This window comes from Mycobacterium sp. NPDC049093, assembly GCF_040704635.1.
Taxonomy (GTDB): Bacteria; Actinomycetota; Actinomycetes; order Mycobacteriales; family Mycobacteriaceae; genus Mycobacterium.
Genome location: NZ_JBEZJS010000006.1, coordinates 68,336 through 84,591, shown reverse-complemented (window position 1 = coordinate 84,591; position 16,256 = coordinate 68,336). Strand labels below are relative to the sequence as shown.

General features: G+C 67.4%; 13 protein-coding genes. 7 read left to right on the top strand and 6 right to left on the bottom strand.

Annotation, left to right across the window (positions count from 1 at the left end):
- Positions 1–43: 43 nt before the first annotated feature.
- The 3 genes from AB0876_RS23585 (at position 44) to AB0876_RS23575 (ending at position 5,598) form a co-directional block, all read left to right on the top strand.
- A complete protein-coding gene (locus AB0876_RS23585) occupies positions 44–1,555 on the top strand; it encodes a carboxylesterase/lipase family protein (protein ID WP_526043086.1) in 1,512 nt (503 codons plus the stop codon).
- 65 nt (positions 1,556–1,620) lie between these two features.
- Positions 1,621–3,558 (top strand): primary-amine oxidase, encoded by a 1,938-nt coding sequence (locus tag AB0876_RS23580; RefSeq protein ID WP_526043085.1) that lies wholly within the window; start codon positions 1,621–1,623, stop codon positions 3,556–3,558.
- A gap of 45 nt (positions 3,559–3,603) precedes the next feature.
- A complete protein-coding gene (locus tag AB0876_RS23575; RefSeq protein ID WP_526043084.1) occupies positions 3,604–5,598 on the top strand; it encodes a DUF7064 domain-containing protein in 1,995 nt (664 codons plus the stop codon).
- Between the two features lie 8 nt (positions 5,599–5,606).
- Here the strand turns inward: AB0876_RS23575 and AB0876_RS23570 are convergent, their stop codons facing one another.
- The 3 genes from AB0876_RS23570 to AB0876_RS23560 form a co-directional block, all read right to left on the bottom strand.
- On the bottom strand, positions 5,607–5,834 hold the full coding sequence (locus tag AB0876_RS23570) for a DUF167 domain-containing protein (RefSeq protein ID WP_418047350.1): 228 nt from the start codon (positions 5,832–5,834) through the stop codon (positions 5,607–5,609).
- An 87-nt stretch (positions 5,835–5,921) separates the two neighbouring features.
- Positions 5,922–7,124 (bottom strand): lipid-transfer protein, encoded by a 1,203-nt coding sequence (locus tag AB0876_RS23565; RefSeq protein WP_064880966.1) that lies wholly within the window; start codon positions 7,122–7,124, stop codon positions 5,922–5,924.
- The gene (locus AB0876_RS23560; RefSeq protein ID WP_055114812.1) at positions 7,124–7,561 is read right to left on the bottom strand and encodes a Zn-ribbon domain-containing OB-fold protein; all 438 of its coding nucleotides are present in this window, start codon (positions 7,559–7,561) and stop codon (positions 7,124–7,126) included. The genes AB0876_RS23565 and AB0876_RS23560 overlap by 1 nt, the downstream gene beginning before the upstream one ends.
- A 121-nt stretch (positions 7,562–7,682) precedes the next feature.
- On the opposite strand from AB0876_RS23560, the gene AB0876_RS23555 reads away from it, so the two are divergent.
- Together AB0876_RS23555 and AB0876_RS23550 are read left to right on the top strand one after the other, a co-directional pair.
- Entirely contained in the window at positions 7,683–8,240 is a 558-nt protein-coding gene (locus AB0876_RS23555; RefSeq protein ID WP_526043083.1) for a TetR/AcrR family transcriptional regulator, read from the top strand.
- A complete protein-coding gene (locus AB0876_RS23550; RefSeq protein ID WP_526043082.1) occupies positions 8,237–9,730 on the top strand; it encodes an FAD-dependent oxidoreductase in 1,494 nt (497 codons plus the stop codon). The genes AB0876_RS23555 and AB0876_RS23550 overlap by 4 nt, the downstream gene beginning before the upstream one ends.
- On the opposite strand, the gene AB0876_RS23545 is transcribed toward AB0876_RS23550, so the two are convergent.
- Genes AB0876_RS23545 through AB0876_RS23535 form a run of 3 tightly spaced genes read right to left on the bottom strand, consistent with a single transcriptional unit; the run spans position 9,663 to position 12,592 of the window.
- On the bottom strand, positions 9,663–10,769 hold the full coding sequence (locus AB0876_RS23545; RefSeq protein WP_526043081.1) for an ABC transporter substrate-binding protein: 1,107 nt from the start codon (positions 10,767–10,769) through the stop codon (positions 9,663–9,665). The genes AB0876_RS23550 and AB0876_RS23545 overlap by 68 nt on opposite strands.
- Before the next feature lie 36 nt (positions 10,770–10,805).
- A complete protein-coding gene (locus AB0876_RS23540; protein WP_491840703.1) occupies positions 10,806–11,474 on the bottom strand; it encodes an alpha/beta fold hydrolase in 669 nt (222 codons plus the stop codon).
- Entirely contained in the window at positions 11,471–12,592 is a 1,122-nt protein-coding gene (locus AB0876_RS23535; RefSeq protein WP_491840704.1) for an FAD-dependent monooxygenase, read from the bottom strand. Before AB0876_RS23535 ends, AB0876_RS23540 begins: the two co-directional genes overlap by 4 nt.
- Positions 12,593–12,663: 71 nt before the next feature.
- Between AB0876_RS23535 and AB0876_RS23530 the strand changes: the two genes are divergently transcribed.
- Together AB0876_RS23530 and polA are read left to right on the top strand one after the other, a co-directional pair.
- A complete protein-coding gene (locus AB0876_RS23530) occupies positions 12,664–13,548 on the top strand; it encodes a LysR substrate-binding domain-containing protein (RefSeq protein WP_526043080.1) in 885 nt (294 codons plus the stop codon).
- A gap of 34 nt (positions 13,549–13,582) precedes the next feature.
- Positions 13,583–16,243 (top strand): DNA polymerase I, encoded by a 2,661-nt coding sequence (gene polA, locus AB0876_RS23525; RefSeq protein ID WP_526043273.1) that lies wholly within the window; start codon positions 13,583–13,585, stop codon positions 16,241–16,243.
- Positions 16,244–16,256 lie beyond the last annotated feature (13 nt).

Sequence of the window (16,256 nt, the reverse complement as noted above, 5' to 3'; positions counted from 1 at the left end):
CCGCGTGTCCGCCCCCACTGGTGTTGTTCGATACGGTCGGTCTATGCACGAGCGGACTGTCCGGGCAAAGATCAGTACCGGCATCGTCGAGGGGTTCACGCGTGACGGCGTACATCGTTGGCGTTCCATCCCTTACGCCAAACCGCCGGTCGGGCCGCTGCGCCTGCGGGCACCCGAGCCCGCCGAGCCATGGCCGGGTGTGCGCTATTGCCACGGGTTCGGTTACTGCGCGCCCCAGCAACGTCGCTACACGCTCGTCGGTGTGGGCAAGCACCAGCCGATGAGCGAGGACTGCCTGACCCTCAACGTGGTGGCGCCGGAAAAGCCGAACTCCGACGGTCCGCTGCCGGTGATGTTCTTCGTGCACGGCGGTGGCTACATCATGGGCAGTTCGGCCACACCCGTCTACGACGGTGCTGCGCTCGCTCGCCGCGGTTGTGTGTTCGTCTCGGTCAACTACCGGCTCGGCATGCTCGGCTGCGTCGAACTGTCGTCGCTGGCGACTCCCGACCATCCGATCGAGGACAACCTGTTCCTGCGTGATCTGGTGCTGGCCCTGCGTTGGGTCCGCGACAACGTGGCGGTGTTCGGCGGAGACCCCGACAACGTGACGATCTTCGGTGAGAGTGCGGGCGCCCACGCGGTCGCGACACTGCTCGCGGTGCCGGAGGCCGAAGGACTGTTCGCTCAGGTGATCTCGGAGAGCCCGGCCAGCGGGATGGTCAGCTCCATGGATGCCGCGGCCCGGCTCGCGGATCAGCTCGCCGAATTGGTCAGTCCCGATGGGGGATCGGCGGCTGCCGCACTCATGTCCGCCAGGCCCGCGGACCTGGGCCGGGCGCTGGAATCACTGATCATGCGTGGACAGACGGACATGCCGGGGGCGTTTCCGGTCGGCCCGACATTCGGCACGGAGTATCTGCCGGTCGATCCGGTGACGGCGATGGCCGAGGGCAGTGCCCACCGGGTGCCGTTGATCGTCGGCAACAACGCCGACGAGGGCCGGCTGTTCACCCGGTTCCTCCCGCTGCTGCCGACCAATGAGCCGATGATCGAAAAGTTGTTCGCCCGTACCGATCCCGAGGACCGCCGTCGGATCGTCGCGGCCTACCCGGACTATCCGAGCAGCGCGGCCTGTGTGCGCCTCGGTGGTGATTTCGCGTTCGCCTCGGCCACGTGGCAGATCGCCGAGGCACACAGCAAGCATGCACCCACCTACGTGTACCGCTACGACTACGCGCCCCGCACCCTGCACTGGGCGGGGCTCGGTGCGACGCATGCGATGGAACTGCTCGCCGTGTTCGACACGTACCACACGACTTACGGCGCGCTGCTGACCGCCGTGGGGGACCGCACGTCGGCCCGGCGGGTCAGCCGAGACGTGCAGCGTCGGTGGCGCGAGTTCAGCCGGTCCGGGGAGCCGGGCCCGGGGTGGCCGGCCTATGACAGCGATGACCGCGCGGTGTTCGTATTCGACCGTAAGCCCCGCGTCGAATACGACCCGCGGTCGGTGCGACGCCAGGCTTGGGAAGGGTTCACCCTCGCCGAGCGCTGAGTTCGTTTGATCCAACTCTGAGCGATTCGCTGCACGGAATCCTCCGGTGTGGTTGCGTATTTGACGTGGATTACCCCTTGGATCCGCTGTCTGCCGACGAGTTTCGTGCGGTGGCGGCGATACTGCGGCGTGAGCGCGGAGTGGGTGCGGGCTGGCGGGTTGCCTCGGTGGAACTCGTGGAGCCGTCCAAGGCCGAATTGGCCGCGTTCGACGGTGGTGGCGTTGCACCGGCCCGGCGGGCGGCCGTGATCTGCCTGGAGCGGGCGGCCAACGCCACGTACAAGGGCGTGGTGTCGCTGACCGATGACCGGGTCGAGAACTTCGACCATGTTCCGGGCGTCCAGGCCAATTTCACCGTCGACGAGTTCGTCGAATGCGACGAGGTACTGCGCCGGCACCCCGACGTGATCGCCGCGCTGGCCAGACGCGGCATCACCGACCTGGACAACGTCTTCATGGACACCTGGACCTACGGCGATGCCGTGGCGCCACCCGAATATCGTGACCGGCGGATCGGCTGGTCGGACACCTGGTACAAGCAGGCCGCCGGCGCCAATCCATACGCGCACCCGGTCAGCGGTCTGCATTGCGTGATCGACATCAACAGCATGGAAGTGCTGCGGGTCGAAGATGACGGCAGTTCCGAAAAGCCGGACGTGATGGGTGAATACGTGCCGCATCACATCCCGGAACGGATCCGGGCGGCATGGCGCCGGGATCCACTCAAGCCGCTCGACATCACGCAGCCGGAGGGCCCCTCGTTCACCTTGGACGGAAATCTGTTGCGGTGGCAGAACTGGTCGCTGCGGATCGGGTTCAACCATCGCGAGGGCATGACCCTGCACACCGTGCGGTACCGCGATGGAGACGTGGATCGTTCGGTGGCACACCGGATGTCGTTCGCCGAGATGGTGGTGCCGTATCGGGACTCCTCGGTCGATCACTACCGGCGCACGGCGTTCGACATCGGCGAGTGGGGTCTGGGATTCATGACCACCTCGCTGGAGCTCGGCTGCGACTGCCTCGGTGAGATCCGCTATCTGGATGCGGTTCTGCACAACAGCAGCGGTGAGCCGTACACCATCACCAACGCGATCTGCATCCACGAGGAAGACAACGCCGTGCTGTGGAAGCACGTCGACCACGATGCGGGTGCCGAGGTACGCCGGATGCGCAGGCTCACACTGTCTTTCCACGTCACCGTCGCCAACTACGAATACCTGGTGTACTGGCGGCTGTACCAGGACGGCAACATCGAGTGCGAGGTCCGCGCCACCGGGATCATGGTCACCACACCGTTCCCGGCCGGGCCGACGCCGAAGAACGGCACGCTGGTCGACGAGCGCACCTACGCGCCGTTCCATCAGCACTTCCTGATCGCCCGGTTGGATCTGGATGTCGACGGCACCGACAACACGGTCTACATGACCGAGTCGTATGCAGAACCGATCAGCCCGGACAATCCGTATGGCCTGTCGCTAGTGGTCCGCAATCAGGCGCTGCGCACCGAGCAGGAGGGCAAACAGGACGTCAACTTCGCCACCCAGCGGGCCTGGAAGGTGGTCAATACCAACGTCGTCAACGGCCTCGGGACCCATCCGTCGTACAAGCTGGTTCCCACCGGCGCGATCCCGGCGATGTTCGACCCCGCCTCACCGGTGATTCAGCGTGCGAATGTCATCGCCCACACGCTGTGGGTCACCCCGAACCAACCGGACGAGCGCTGGCCGGCGGGGGAGTTCGTCAACCAGTCGGTGACCGATACCGGGTTGGGCGAGTGGACGAAGGCCGACCGGTCGATCGACAACACCGACGTGGTGCTGTGGTACGTGTTCGGCATCCACCACATCACCCGTCCGGAGGACTGGCCGGTGATGCCGGTGGACGTGGTGTCGTTCTGGCTCAAGCCGTTCGGCTTCTTCGACCGCAACCCGGCACTGGACGTGGCGGCCACCCCGCCGGACGCCTGTGCCCACGGTCATGCCAAGGCGGCACACCATTAGTTGACACCTGTCATGTGTGACGCGGAACACTGCTAGGTTGCCTGTGTGCAACCGACTCAGACAGCCGTACTCGACCGCCCCGAAGACCTGACCTGTGACTGGCTGACCGCCGCCCTCGGCGCCGGCGAGGTCAGCGCTTTCACTTTCGAGCGGATCGGCACCGGCCAGATGAGCGAGTGCTACCGCGTCGCGCTGAGCTATGCCGGGGACTCGGCCGGGCCGGCCTCGGTGGTGCTCAAGGTGGCCGCTACCGATCCCAACAGTCGTCAGACCGGGCTGGCACTCGGGCTCTACGAGCGGGAGGTGCGGTTCTACACCGACATCGCGCCCGCCTTGGTGCCCGGGCCCGTGGCGCCGTGTTATCACGCCGCGATCGACACCGAGACCGGTGCCTTCGATCTGCTGCTGGGCGATGCGGTGCCCGCCGTGGTGGGTGACGAGATCCGTGGCGCCACAGCCGAACAGGCCGCCGTGGCGCTCACCGAACTCGGTCACATGCACGGGTCGGTACCCGGCGCCGAGGCGCTGAACCGGGCCGAATGGCTCAACCGTGAGGCGCCGGTCAACCAGGCGCTGATTTCCGGTCTGTATGCGGCCTTCGTCGACCGGTACGCGGGTCTGATCACGCCGGGGCAGCGCCACGTCTGCGAGCGACTCGTTGAGAGTTTTGACGCCTACCTGGCTGACGAAGGCGCGTCCGACCGGCCTCTGGGTCTGGTGCACGGCGACTATCGACTCGACAACATGCTGTTCGGCGATGCGGGTGCGGACCGGGCCCTCACGGTGGTCGACTGGCAGACCGTCACCAAAGGGCCGGCGTTCACCGATGTCGCCTATTTCATCGGCTGCGCACTACCCGTCGAACAGCGCCGCACGCACTACGACGAGCTGCTGGCGGCGTATCACCAGGCACTGGGTTCGGACTCGGCACTGACGCTCGATCAGGTGCGCGACGGCGTGCGGCGGCAGAGCTTCTTCGGCGTGATGATGGCGATCATCTCCTCGATGCTGGTGGAACGTACCGAACGCGGCGACCACATGTTCATGACGATGCTCGACCGGCACTGCAGCCATGTTCTGGACACCGGGGCACTGGATATCCTTGCGCCAGCGTCGGTTCCGGAGCCGTTGGTGCCTGCCGCCGAGGACGACCATCCGCACCTGCCCACCGACGAAGAGCTGTGGAACGAGAGCTGGTACTTCGACTTCACCGATCCCGCCGCGGGTTTCGGCGGTTGGGTCCGCCTGGGCCTGATCCCCAACCAGGACACCGCGTGGGTCAATGTGCTGTTCTGTGGTCCGGGCATGCCGACGGTGGCGCTCAACGACTTTCATGCCGTACCGGCCGTACCGGAGCTGATCAAGGGTGACGGGGTCGAGTTGAGCCTGCAACCGGTCGAACCGCTCAAGACCTACCGCGTCACGGCGTCGGGCACCGGGCAGTCTCACGATGATCCGGCGGCGCTGCTGCGCGGTGAGACCGGGCAGCCGGTTGACGTGACCATGGACCTGACCTGGACCACAGTCGGAACCCCGTACCAGTACCGGATCACGCCCCGCTATGAGATTCCCTGCACGGTCACGGGCACCGTGACGATCGGGGAGCAGACGTTCGACATCAAGGCCGTGCCGGGTCAGCGCGACCATTCGTGGGGTGTGCGGGACTGGTGGTCGATGAACTGGGTGTGGAGCGCGATCCATCTCGACGACGGCACCCACCTGCACGGCGTGGACATCCGGATCGCCGGAATGCCACCGATCGGTATCGGCTATTCGCAGCGCGACGGTGAGCCACTCGTCGAATTACAGTCGGTGACAGCGCAATACATGGTCGGAGCCGACGATCTACCGGTGTCGACGACGCTGACCCTGCAGCCCGGCGACATCGAGGCGACTGTCGACATCCAGGGGCACGCCCCGGTGCTGCTGGTGGCCGCCGACGGTCGCATCAGCCAGTTCCCGCGTGCCTGGGCGAAGGTTCGCACCGCCGACGGGCGTACCGGCATCGGCTGGCTGGAGTGGAACCGCAACCTGGGGTAGTGGCCTGCTCAGGTGATGCGAAAACGCTTGAGCCGCGCAGTCGCTCCGGAGATCAACTCCACGCGGCTGCGCGGCACACCCAGATGCTGGGCAAGCAGTTTGGTGACGGCGTCATTGGCTTTGCCGTCGACCGCTCGTTCCTGAACGTAGATGGTGAGCGCGCCGTCGTCGGCGACCTCGACCAGCGGGCCTTTGCGGCTGCCGGGTTTGACGCGGACGACGACGGCTTCGCTCACACCTTCATGGTTGCGCGAACGTGCGGAAAATGCCGGTGCGCGGCGGCGTGTCGCGGAGCAGACACGCACGCTCGCGGGGCCACGTGACTACCGGGCGACGATCACCGAGGAGCCGTGGCCGAACAGGCCCTGGTTGGCGGTCACGCCCACCTTCGCGCCCTCGACCTGCCGGCCGGTGGCCTGACCCTTGAGCTGCCAGGTCAACTCGCACACCTGCGCGATGGCCTGGGCCGGGATGGCCTCGCCGAAGCAGGCCAGACCGCCCGACGGGTTGACCGGCACACGCCCGCCGATGGTGGTGGCGCCCGAACGCAGCAGCTGCTCGCCTTCACCCTTGGCGCACAGGCCCAGGTGCTCGTACCAGTCCAGCTCGAGCGCGGTGGACAGGTCGTAGACCTCGGCGAGGCTGACGTCCTCGGGGCCGATGCCCGCCTCGGCGTAGGCCGCGTCGAGAATCTGGTCCTTGAACACCCGCTCCGGCGCCGCCACGACTGCGGTGGAATCGGTTGCGATGTCCGGCAATTCGGGCAGGTGCTGCGGGTAGCGCGGCGTCACCGTCGAGATCGCGCGTACCGACGGCACACCCTCGAGCGACCCCAGGTGCTTCTCGGCAAACGACTTCGAAGCCACGATCAGCGCGGCCGCGCCGTCGGAGGTGGCGCAGATGTCGAGCTGGCGCAGCGGGTCGGAGACCACCGGGCTGGCCAGCACGTCCTCGATCGCGGATTCCTTGCGGTAGCGCGCATTCGGGTTCTGCAGGCCGTGGCGGGAGTTCTTCACCTTCACCTGGGCGAAGTCCTCGGCGGTGGCGCCGTAGAGATCCATCCGGCGCCGCGCCAGCAGGGCGAAGTACACCGGGTTCATCGCGCCGAGCAGGTGGAAGCGCTGCCAGTCGGGATCGTTCTTGCGCTCGCCGCCGACGGGCGCGAACGCACCCTTGGGCGTGGTGTCGGCGCCGATCACCAGCGCGACATCGCAGAACCCGGCCAGGATCTGAGCCCGGGCGCTCTGCAGCGCCTGCGAACCCGACGCGCACGCCGCGTACGAAGACGACACCGGCACGCCGTTCCAGCCGAGCTTCTGGGCGAACGTCGACCCGGCGATGAAGCCCGGGTAGCCGTTGCGGATGGTGTCCGCGCCGGCGATGAACTGGATCTGCTGCGCGTCCAGCCCCGCCTCGGCCAGGGCCGCGCGGGCGGCGACGACGCCGTACTCGGTGAAGTCGCGTCCCCACTTGCCCCACGGGTGCATTCCCGCGCCGAGGATGTACAGCGGTTCGGGTGCGCTCATCAGGCGATCCTCCAGGCGTGGGTGGTGCGCTCGACGCCCTCGTCGTCGGTGTAGAGCGTCATGGTGGTCAGCTCCATCTCCATGCCGACCTTGAGGTCGGCGGCGAGGGTGCCCTCGACGACCTTGCCGAGAACGATCAGGCCTTCGTCGGCCAGTTCCACCGCGGCGATCGCAAACGGCTCGAACGGGTCGGTCTTGGGGTACGGCGACGGCGGGAGGTACCGGTTCTCGGTGTAGCTCCACACCTTTCCGCGGCGGGACAGTGGCACCAGGTCAAGGGTGTCGCTGGCGCAGGCCGGGTTGGGGCAGTTGTTCTCGCGCGGCGGGAACACGAAGGTGGCGCACTGAGTGCACTTGCCGCCGATCAGGTGAGTGGCACCGGCGTCGTCGGTGGCGAACCATCCGTCGATCGCGGGTTGCGAAGATGCTGCTGGCACGAGGCCAGCCTAAACGATCAAGACCGCAAAACTGAAACGTGTTGCAGTTTTGTCCCGCGGACCAGGATATTGGTTTGAAGAGTACGAAACGGTTTCGTACGCTTCGGGCATGGTGCGAGGCATGGAACGTGAACAGGCAGTGTTGGCTGCGACGGCCGAACTGCTGGCAGAGCGGGGATATCAGGCACTGACGATGGACGCCGTGGCCGCGCGGGCAGGTGCTAGCAAGGCCACCATCTACCGCCGGTGGCCGAACAAGGCCCAGCTGGTGCGCGCCACTCTGGACGCTGCGGATGCCGCCCGCAACGCCTCCATGCCCGACACCGGGGCGCTGCGCAGCGACCTGTTCGCCGTCATGGATGCGGTCGCCGCGGAGGTGGCCGACCCGTTGACGCGGGTGACCGCAGAGCTCGCGACCCTGATGCGCCACGACCCACAGTTGGCCGAGGCCGTCCGCGAACACCTCGCCCAAGAGGAGCTCTCACCGTTCCACGATGCGCTGCAACGGGCCATCGCCCGTGGTGACATCGCCGCGGATACCGACGTCGAACTGATCCACGATGTGGCAGAGGCGATGATCCTGCGCCAGGTCCACCTCGACCTGCCGGTCGACGCGGCGTTCAGTGCGCGGCTGATCGACGAGGTCCTGCTGGTTCTGTTGGGAGGTGTCTGTCGATGACGGTCGTGATCGCGGGCGCCGGGCCGACGGGACTCACCCTGGCCATCGAACTGGCGCGTCGAGGCGTGCCGACCCGGGTGCTGGACAGGGCGGCGACGCTGTTCCCCGGGTCACGCGGCAAGGGATTGCAGCCGCGCACCTTGGAGGTCTTCGACGACCTCGGGGTCATCGGTGCCGTACTGGCCGCCGGTGAGCCCTTCCCGCCCATGCGGCTCTACCGCGGCGCAGACGTGGTCTGGGAGCAACCCATCTACGACCTCCTCGGGCTACCCGAGCTGGAGCCCGCAGCGGCGGTGCCGTATCCGTACACCTGGCTGATCCCGCAATGGCGCACCGACCAGATCCTGGCGACGCGGTTCGCCGAACTCGGTGGCACGATCGAATTCGACACCGAGGTAACAGGTTTCACGCAGGACGACGAGGGCGTCACGGTGCACACCAACCGCGGGCGGATCCAGGCCGACTACCTGGTCGGCGCCGACGGCGGCCGCAGCACGGTGCGCAAGGTGTCCGGTGTCGAGTTCCTCGGAGGTGCGCTGACCGAGGAACGCATCATTGTCGGCGACGTGCGGGCCGCCGGACTCGACGGCCGTTGTTGTCACCTGCTGACCCGTGACGGCGACCAGTCCCGGCGGTTCTCGCTGTGGAACCTCCCCGGCACCGAGCATTACCAACTGGTGGTCACCATGGCGCCGGGCGAGGACCCGCCCCCGCTGACCCTCGAGGGAATGCAGGCGGTGCTCGAACAACGGTCGGGCCGTCGCGACGTCACACTGTCGGACCTGCGGTGGATCTCGCTGTACCGGGTGAATCTCCTGCTGGCGCAACAATTCCGGATCGGTCGCGTGTTCCTCGCCGGGGATGCCGCTCATGTGCATTCACCGGCCGGAGGACAGGGTGTCAACACCGGGGTGCAGGACGCCTACAACCTCGGTTGGAAACTGGCCGCGGTGATCGCCGGTGCGCCCACCGACCTGCTGGACAGCTATGAGGCCGAACGCCTGCCAGTTGCCGCCGAGGTACTGCAACTCAGCGGTGCGCTACACCGCCAGGGTTTCGGCGGGACGGGGCCGGCGCCGGCCGCGATCCACCAGTTGGACATCAGTTACCGGGGCGGTCCACTGGCGGCCGGCGACCCGCGCATGGGCACGCTGCAACCCGGCGACCGGGCACCGGACGGTCTGTTGCCCGATGGCCGTCGGTTGTTCGACGTATTCCGCGGACCGCACTGGACTGTGCTGGAATTCGACTGCAAACCAGTCGATTTCGGCGTTCCCCAGGTGAGCCTCGGACCCAGTCCGGACTACGACGTACCTGTCGGCACCTACGTGTTGGTGCGTCCCGACGGTTATATCGGCGCAATCAGCACCCAGGCGAACGTCATCCGCGAGCGGCTCAGTCTGGCGGGGGAGCCACTGACCGCTATGTCAGGTGTCGGAGCAACTCCGCTCGGGACCACGGTGTCAGCCGAAACCGACTATCTCGAATGACTGCGACGGCCACGTCCCCCACGTCGAGGCCCGAATGATCGGCGGGCGTGAAGTGGTATTTGCCCTCAGGGGTGAGGCATGTCAGGGATTCCATGGCCTGCCGGACCGCGTCCGGAGTGTCCTCGCCCGCCGCGTCGATGGCTCCGGCGATGAGCTTTACGGCGGTGTACCCGTCCACCGCGAACTGTGACGGTGGCGCACCGTGACGGCACTGAAACGGTTGGGTCAGGCCGGCGATGACGGCGCGGGTCGCCGACGGTGGCAGGTCGGACTCGACGCCCACCAAGGAAGTCGCCACGACGATTCCGTCGGCGCCGGGACCGACCTCGTCCACGAATGCCGGACTGGCGGCACCGATTCCGGCGACCATCGGAATGCTCAGGCCCGCTGAGCGAAATGCCAACGCCAATCCGGTCGCCGGGGGACCGGTGACCCACGCCATCAGAGCCTGTGCGGCACTTGCAGCAATCGCCGCGATAACGGGCCCGAAGTCCCGGGTGTCGACCTTGACGGATTCGACTGCGACAACCTCGATTCCGAACTCGCTCAGCATGGTCTCCTGTGCCGCCCACGCCTCGCGGTTGAAGACACTGTCGGAATCGAACACCACCGCGATTCGGGTCAGACCCTGATCGCGGAAGTACCTCAGCAGCTGTGCGGCGACCAGCCGCCCGGTCGGCGGCGTCATGAACACATACGGACGGACCGGATCGACCTGGGTATGCGCCGCTCCCGTCGATACGTACACGACCTTGCGATCGTCGGTGTGCGGCAGGACCGCCAGGCTCGCGTTGGAGAACGAAGTGCCGACGACGGCACTGACGCCCTGATCGGCCAGCCGGTGGTAGCCGGCCACTGCGCCTGCAGGGAGACTCGCGTCGTCCTCGACGGTCAGCGCTACGCGGCGGCCGAGGACACCGCCGGCGTCGTTCAACTGCCGTACCGCGAGTTCTGCGCCGTCCCGGTTCTCCAGACCCATGTAATTCGAACCGGTCAGCGACGTCACCTGACCGATCGGAATCGAGCGGGGTGACGGCACGAGGGAAGGTTACGCGACCGACGCGTCGTCGGCGGACTACCCGCCGGCGGCGTCCCGCAGGATGCGCACCAGATCAGTGTGGTTGTCCCGCATGAGGTTGTGCGCCCCGTCGAGGGCATACGTCGTCCATGCGGGGTCGCTCCGGAGCCGCTCGTAGGTCGGCGCGAACGGCGACTCCGTCGGCCACCGGCGGGCGCAGACGTAGATCCGGCGAATCCCGGGCGGCTCATCGCCGAGGCGAACCGGCTGCAACAGTGACGCCAGCGGGTGGGCCGTCGCGCGTTCGTCGAAGAACGGCAGCGGGGGCACGCCGTATCCGGTCGCGTCGACTCCGATGTACCACTGGCGCTGCTCGTCGTTGGTCAGCGACCAGCACGACTCGCCGTCGCGCGGGACGAACGCATCCAGATAGACCAGCGTGCGCACACGATCCGGGATGCGGTCCGCGACCGCGGTGATCACCATGCCGCCGTAGCTGTGCCCGACCAGTACCGCGTCGGTGACGCGGTGGGCGTGGAAATCGGCCAGCACATCGGCGATGTGGGTGCCCAGGTTGACCCCGGCGTGAGCCAGGTGCGCGCGTTCGGCGACCCCGGTCAGGGTCGGCGTCAGCACCCGGTGGCCGTCGGCCCGCAGCGCAGCGGCCAGGTCGTCGAAGCACCAGCCGCCGTGGCATGCGCCGGGTATGAGTACATATGTGGTCATCGGGAACTCCGGTCCGCCAGTGTGTTTCGGCGGTAGGTGGCGGTGACGCGGTCCAGGTCGCGCGGGTCGCCGGTGTGCATCTCACGGTTGGCATACACCACTGCCGTCGTCTCCGGGACGCGGCGGGCTTCGTACCCGGCGATACCGCGGCCGGCGGCCAGTTCGTCGGCCAGCGCGGTGGCGTCGAGGATGGCCTGGGATCCGCCGTTGGCTCCGACCGGGTACATCGGGTGGGCGGCATCGCCGAGCAGTGTGATGCGCTGAGTTCCCCAGTGCGGCAATGGCTCCCGATCGACCATCGGGTACTCGAACACCGTGTCGGATCGGGCCACCAGCTCGGCGGTGTCCAGCCAGTCCAGGTGCCACCCGGACATATGGGCGGTCACGTCTGCGGGATCGGTCGGGGTGTTCCAGTTCGCGTCGCCGGGAAGGGTGCCGGGGCCGGCTTCGGGGACCTGCAGTACCCAGTTCACCAGATCACCGCCGATCGGATACGTGACCAGCTCGACACCGCGGGGACCCTTGACGATGGCCATCGTGCGGCCGTCGAGGAACGGGGGAATCCGGCTGGCGCCACGGAACATCCGTACGCCGGACCACAGCAGGGGATCGGGGCCCGGGTGCAGCCTGCGCCGCACCATCGAGCCCACCCCGTCGGCGCCGACGAACACGTCGGCGGTGAAATCGCCGGCACGGGTTTGCACGCGCACTGCGTCTGCCGTTTCGGCGAAATCCACGACGCCGGCACCGGTCCGGACCGCGTCGGATCCGAGTCGGGCCCGGACCGCGTCGAGCAGCACCATCTGCAACCGGCCGCGGTGCACCGAGCACTGCGGGTAACCGTAGCCACCTTCGATTCCGCGCGGCTCGCGGAACAACAGTGTCCCGTCCGAGGAATAGAAATCGATGACGGCCGGGGTGGCTGCGATGGCGCGGACCGCGTCGCCCAGGCCGAGTTCGGTCAGCTCACGGACCGCACGCGGAAGCAGGTTGATACCGACACCGAGTGCGGTGAGCTCGCGCGCCGATTCCACGACGGTGACGCCCATGCCCCGGGCATGCAGGGCGAGTGCGGTGGTGAGGCCGCCGATACCGGCCCCTGCGATCACGATGTCCATGACCCAAGCCTGCGCGGAGCAGTATTTATAAGTCCAATACCATCTCAGTACACAAACTATAATCAAGTGTTATGGAATTGCGGCAGCTCGAGTACTTCGTCGCCGTCACCGAGGAGGCCAACTTCACCCGCGCCGCGCAGCGTGTGCACGTGGCGCAGCCCGCAGTCAGCGCCCAGATCGCCCGGCTGGAGCGGGAATTGGGTCAGCCGCTGCTGGACCGGTCCCGGCGCGCGGTCCGGCTGACCGCTGCCGGGGCGGCGGTGTTGCCCTACGCGCGGGCCGCCCTCGACGCGGTGCGGCACGCCAGGACCGCGGTCGACGAACTCACCCAGCTGGTCCGCGGCTCGGTGACGGTGGGCACCGTGACAGCCCACAACGTCGACCTGCCGCAACTGCTTGCCGATTACCACCGGGCCCACCCTGCGGTGGAGATCACCTTGTCCACCGATACCTCGGATGCGCTGATCGACGGTGTCCGCAGCGGCAGGTTCGATGTCGCGATCACGTCGGTCGGTTCTTCCGAGGTGCCCGACGGCCTGGCGGTCGCGACCACGACCGAGGAGCCGATCGAGGCTGTGGTGAGCCGTTCTGACGCCTGGGCGACGCGTCGCACGGTCACCCTTGCGGCGCTCGCGCAGCGCCCGCTCATCTCGCTGCCTGCCGGTGGCGGCATCCGTCGGCAGTTCGACCGGGCCTGCGCCGCGGCCGGCGTCACGCCGCACGTGGTGTTCGAGGCCGCCACGCCCGACGCGCTCGCCGATCTCGCTGCGCGGGGGCTGGGCGTGGCGATCGTCCCGGGTTCGGTGGCACGTCAACGCACCGATGTCCACGCCGTCTCGATCCGGCCTGAACTGCGTGGTCGGCTCGTGCTGGCCTGGCGCGCGAGCGGGCCGATCAGCCCGGCCGCGCGGGCGCTGATCGAGATGGCCGCCGAACTCGTCGGCGGCGGTGCATAGAGTTAGGGCCGTGACGGACGCGAAGCCCACACTGATGCTGCTCGACGGTAATTCCCTGGCTTTCCGCGCGTTTTACGCGCTGCCTGCGGAGAACTTCAAGACGCAGGGTGGGCTGACAACCAACGCCGTGTATGGCTTCACCGCAATGCTCATCAATCTGCTGCGTGATGAGCAGCCCAGTCACGTCGCCGCAGCCTTCGATGTGTCGCGGCAGACGTTCCGCAAGGAGAAATACCCCGAGTACAAGGAAGGCCGGTCGGCGACGCCCGACGAGTTCCGCGGCCAGATCGACATCACCAAGGAGGTGCTCGGCGCGCTGGGCATCACGGTGTTGGCCGAGCCCGGCTTCGAGGCCGACGACATCATCGCCACCCTGGCCACCCAGGCCGAGGATGCCGGTTACCGCGTGCTGGTGGTCACCGGCGATCGTGACTCGTTGCAGCTGGTCAGCGACGACGTGACCGTGCTCTATCCGCGTAAGGGCGTCAGTGAGCTCACCCGGTTCACGCCGGATGCGGTGGTGGAGAAGTACGGCCTGACACCGACGCAGTACCCGGACTTCGCCGCGCTGCGCGGCGACCCGAGCGACAACCTGCCCGGCATCCCGGGTGTGGGGGAGAAGACCGCCACCAAGTGGATAGTCGAATACGGCTCGCTGCAGTCCCTGGTCGACAACGTCGACAAAGTGAAAGGCAAGGTCGGCGAGTCGCTGCGGTCCAATTTGTCCGGCGTCGTGCTCAACCGCGAGCTGACCGAACTGGTCAAGGATGTGCCGCTGGCCCAGACCCCGGACACGTTGCGCCTGCTGCCGTGGGACCGCGACCAGATCCACCGGCTCTTCGACGATCTCGAGTTCCGGGTTTTGCGGGATCGGCTGTTCGACACGCTGGTGGCCGCCGAGCCGGAGGTCGAGCACGGGTTCGACGTGCGGGGGCGTGCACTGGAGCCGGGCGAGCTGGCCGCGTGGCTTTCCGAACACAGCCTGGGTAACCGGTTCGGGATGGCGGTGGTCGGCACGCATCTGGCCTACGACGCCGACGCCACGGCCCTGGCCATCGTGTCCGCGGACGGCGACGGCCGCTACATCGACACCGCCAAGCTGACGGCTGAGGACGAGCAAGCGCTGTCGTCCTGGCTGGCCGACCCGGGCCCACCCAAGGCCCTGCACGAGGCCAAGCTGGCCATGCACGACCTGGCCGGCCGGGGCTGGACGCTGCGCGGGGTCACCTCCGACACTGCGCTGGCGGCCTACCTGGTTCGGCCGGGGCAGCGCAGCTTCGCCCTCGACGATTTGTCGGTGCGGTACCTGAAGCGGGAACTTCGCGCCGAAAGCCCGGAACAGCAACAGCTTTCACTGCTCGATGATTCGGAGGGCGTTGACGAGCAGGCGGTGCAGACCGTGATCCTGCGGGCGTGCGCAGTGCTGGACCTCGCCGATGCGCTCGACGAGGAGCTGGCCAAGATCGACTCGTCGTCTCTCCTGGGGCGCATGGAGCTGCCGGTGCAGCGGGTGCTCGCCCAGATGGAGCACACCGGCATCGCCGTGGACAGCGAGTACCTCACGGAGCTGCAGAGCGAGTTCGCCGATCAGATCCGCGACGCTGCCGAGGCCGCGTATGCGGTCATCGGCAAGCAGATCAATCTCGGCTCGCCCAAGCAGCTGCAGGTCGTTTTGTTCGACGAGCTGGAGATGCCCAAGACCAAGCGCACCAAGACGGGTTACACCACCGACGCGGATGCGCTGCAATCGCTGTTCGACAAGACCGGGCACCCGTTCCTGCAGCATCTGCTCGCCCACCGGGACGCCACCCGGCTGAAGGTGACCGTCGATGGGCTGCTGGCGGCGGTCGCCGCCGACGGCCGGATTCACACCACGTTCAACCAGACCATCGCCGCCACCGGTCGGCTCTCGTCCACCGAGCCCAATCTGCAGAACATCCCGATCCGCACCGAGGCGGGCCGGCGCATCCGGGACGCCTTCGTGGTCGGTGACGGGTATTCCGAGCTGATGACGGCGGACTACAGCCAGATCGAGATGCGGATCATGGCGCATCTGTCTCGCGACGAAGGCCTGATCGAGGCGTTCAACACCGGCGAGGACCTGCACTCGTTCGTCGCGTCACGGGCGTTCGACGTGCCGATCGACGAGGTCACCCCGGAGCTGCGTCGCCGGGTCAAGGCGATGTCCTACGGCCTGGCCTACGGCTTGAGCGCATACGGGCTGGCCAGTCAGCTCAAGATCTCTACCGAAGAAGCGAAGATCCAGATGGAGCAGTACTTCGCGCGCTTCGGCGGCATCCGCGACTACCTGCGCGACGTCGTCGACCAGGCCCGCAAGGACGGCTACACCTCGACGGTGTTCGGGCGCAGGCGCTACCTGCCCGAGCTCGACAGCAGCAACCGCAACGTTCGCGAGGCCGCCGAGCGGGCCGCGCTCAACGCGCCCATCCAGGGCAGCGCCGCCGACATCATCAAGGTCGCGATGATCAACGTCGACGAGGCCATCAAGGACGCCGGGCTCAAGTCACGCATGCTGCTGCAGGTGCACGACGAACTGCTCTTCGAGGTGGTCGAGGGGGAGCGGGACGCGCTGGAGGCGTTGGTGCGTGAGCACATGGGCAACGCGTATCCGTTGGATGTGCCGCTGGAGGTGTCGGTGGGCTACGGCCGCAGCTGGGACGCCGCGGCGCACTAGCCGCGCATCGGCT

Bases quoted from the DNA above. Each gene is read 5' to 3' on its own strand.
- AB0876_RS23550 (WP_526043082.1), top strand. From the start codon at position 8,237: ATGACGGTCGTGATCGCGGGCGCCGGGCCGACGGGACTCACCCTGGCC.
- AB0876_RS23555 (WP_526043083.1), top strand. From the start codon at position 7,683: ATGGAACGTGAACAGGCAGTGTTGGCTGCGACGGCCGAACTGCTGGCA.
- AB0876_RS23540 (WP_491840703.1), bottom strand. From the start codon at position 11,474: ATGACCACATATGTACTCATACCCGGCGCATGCCACGGCGGCTGGTGC.
- AB0876_RS23565 (WP_064880966.1), bottom strand. From the start codon at position 7,124: ATGAGCGCACCCGAACCGCTGTACATCCTCGGCGCGGGAATGCACCCG.
- AB0876_RS23585 (WP_526043086.1), top strand. From the start codon at position 44: ATGCACGAGCGGACTGTCCGGGCAAAGATCAGTACCGGCATCGTCGAG.
- AB0876_RS23535 (WP_491840704.1), bottom strand. From the start codon at position 12,592: ATGGACATCGTGATCGCAGGGGCCGGTATCGGCGGCCTCACCACCGCA.
- polA (WP_526043273.1), top strand. From the start codon at position 13,583: ATGCTGCTCGACGGTAATTCCCTGGCTTTCCGCGCGTTTTACGCGCTG.
- AB0876_RS23530 (WP_526043080.1), top strand. From the start codon at position 12,664: ATGGAATTGCGGCAGCTCGAGTACTTCGTCGCCGTCACCGAGGAGGCC.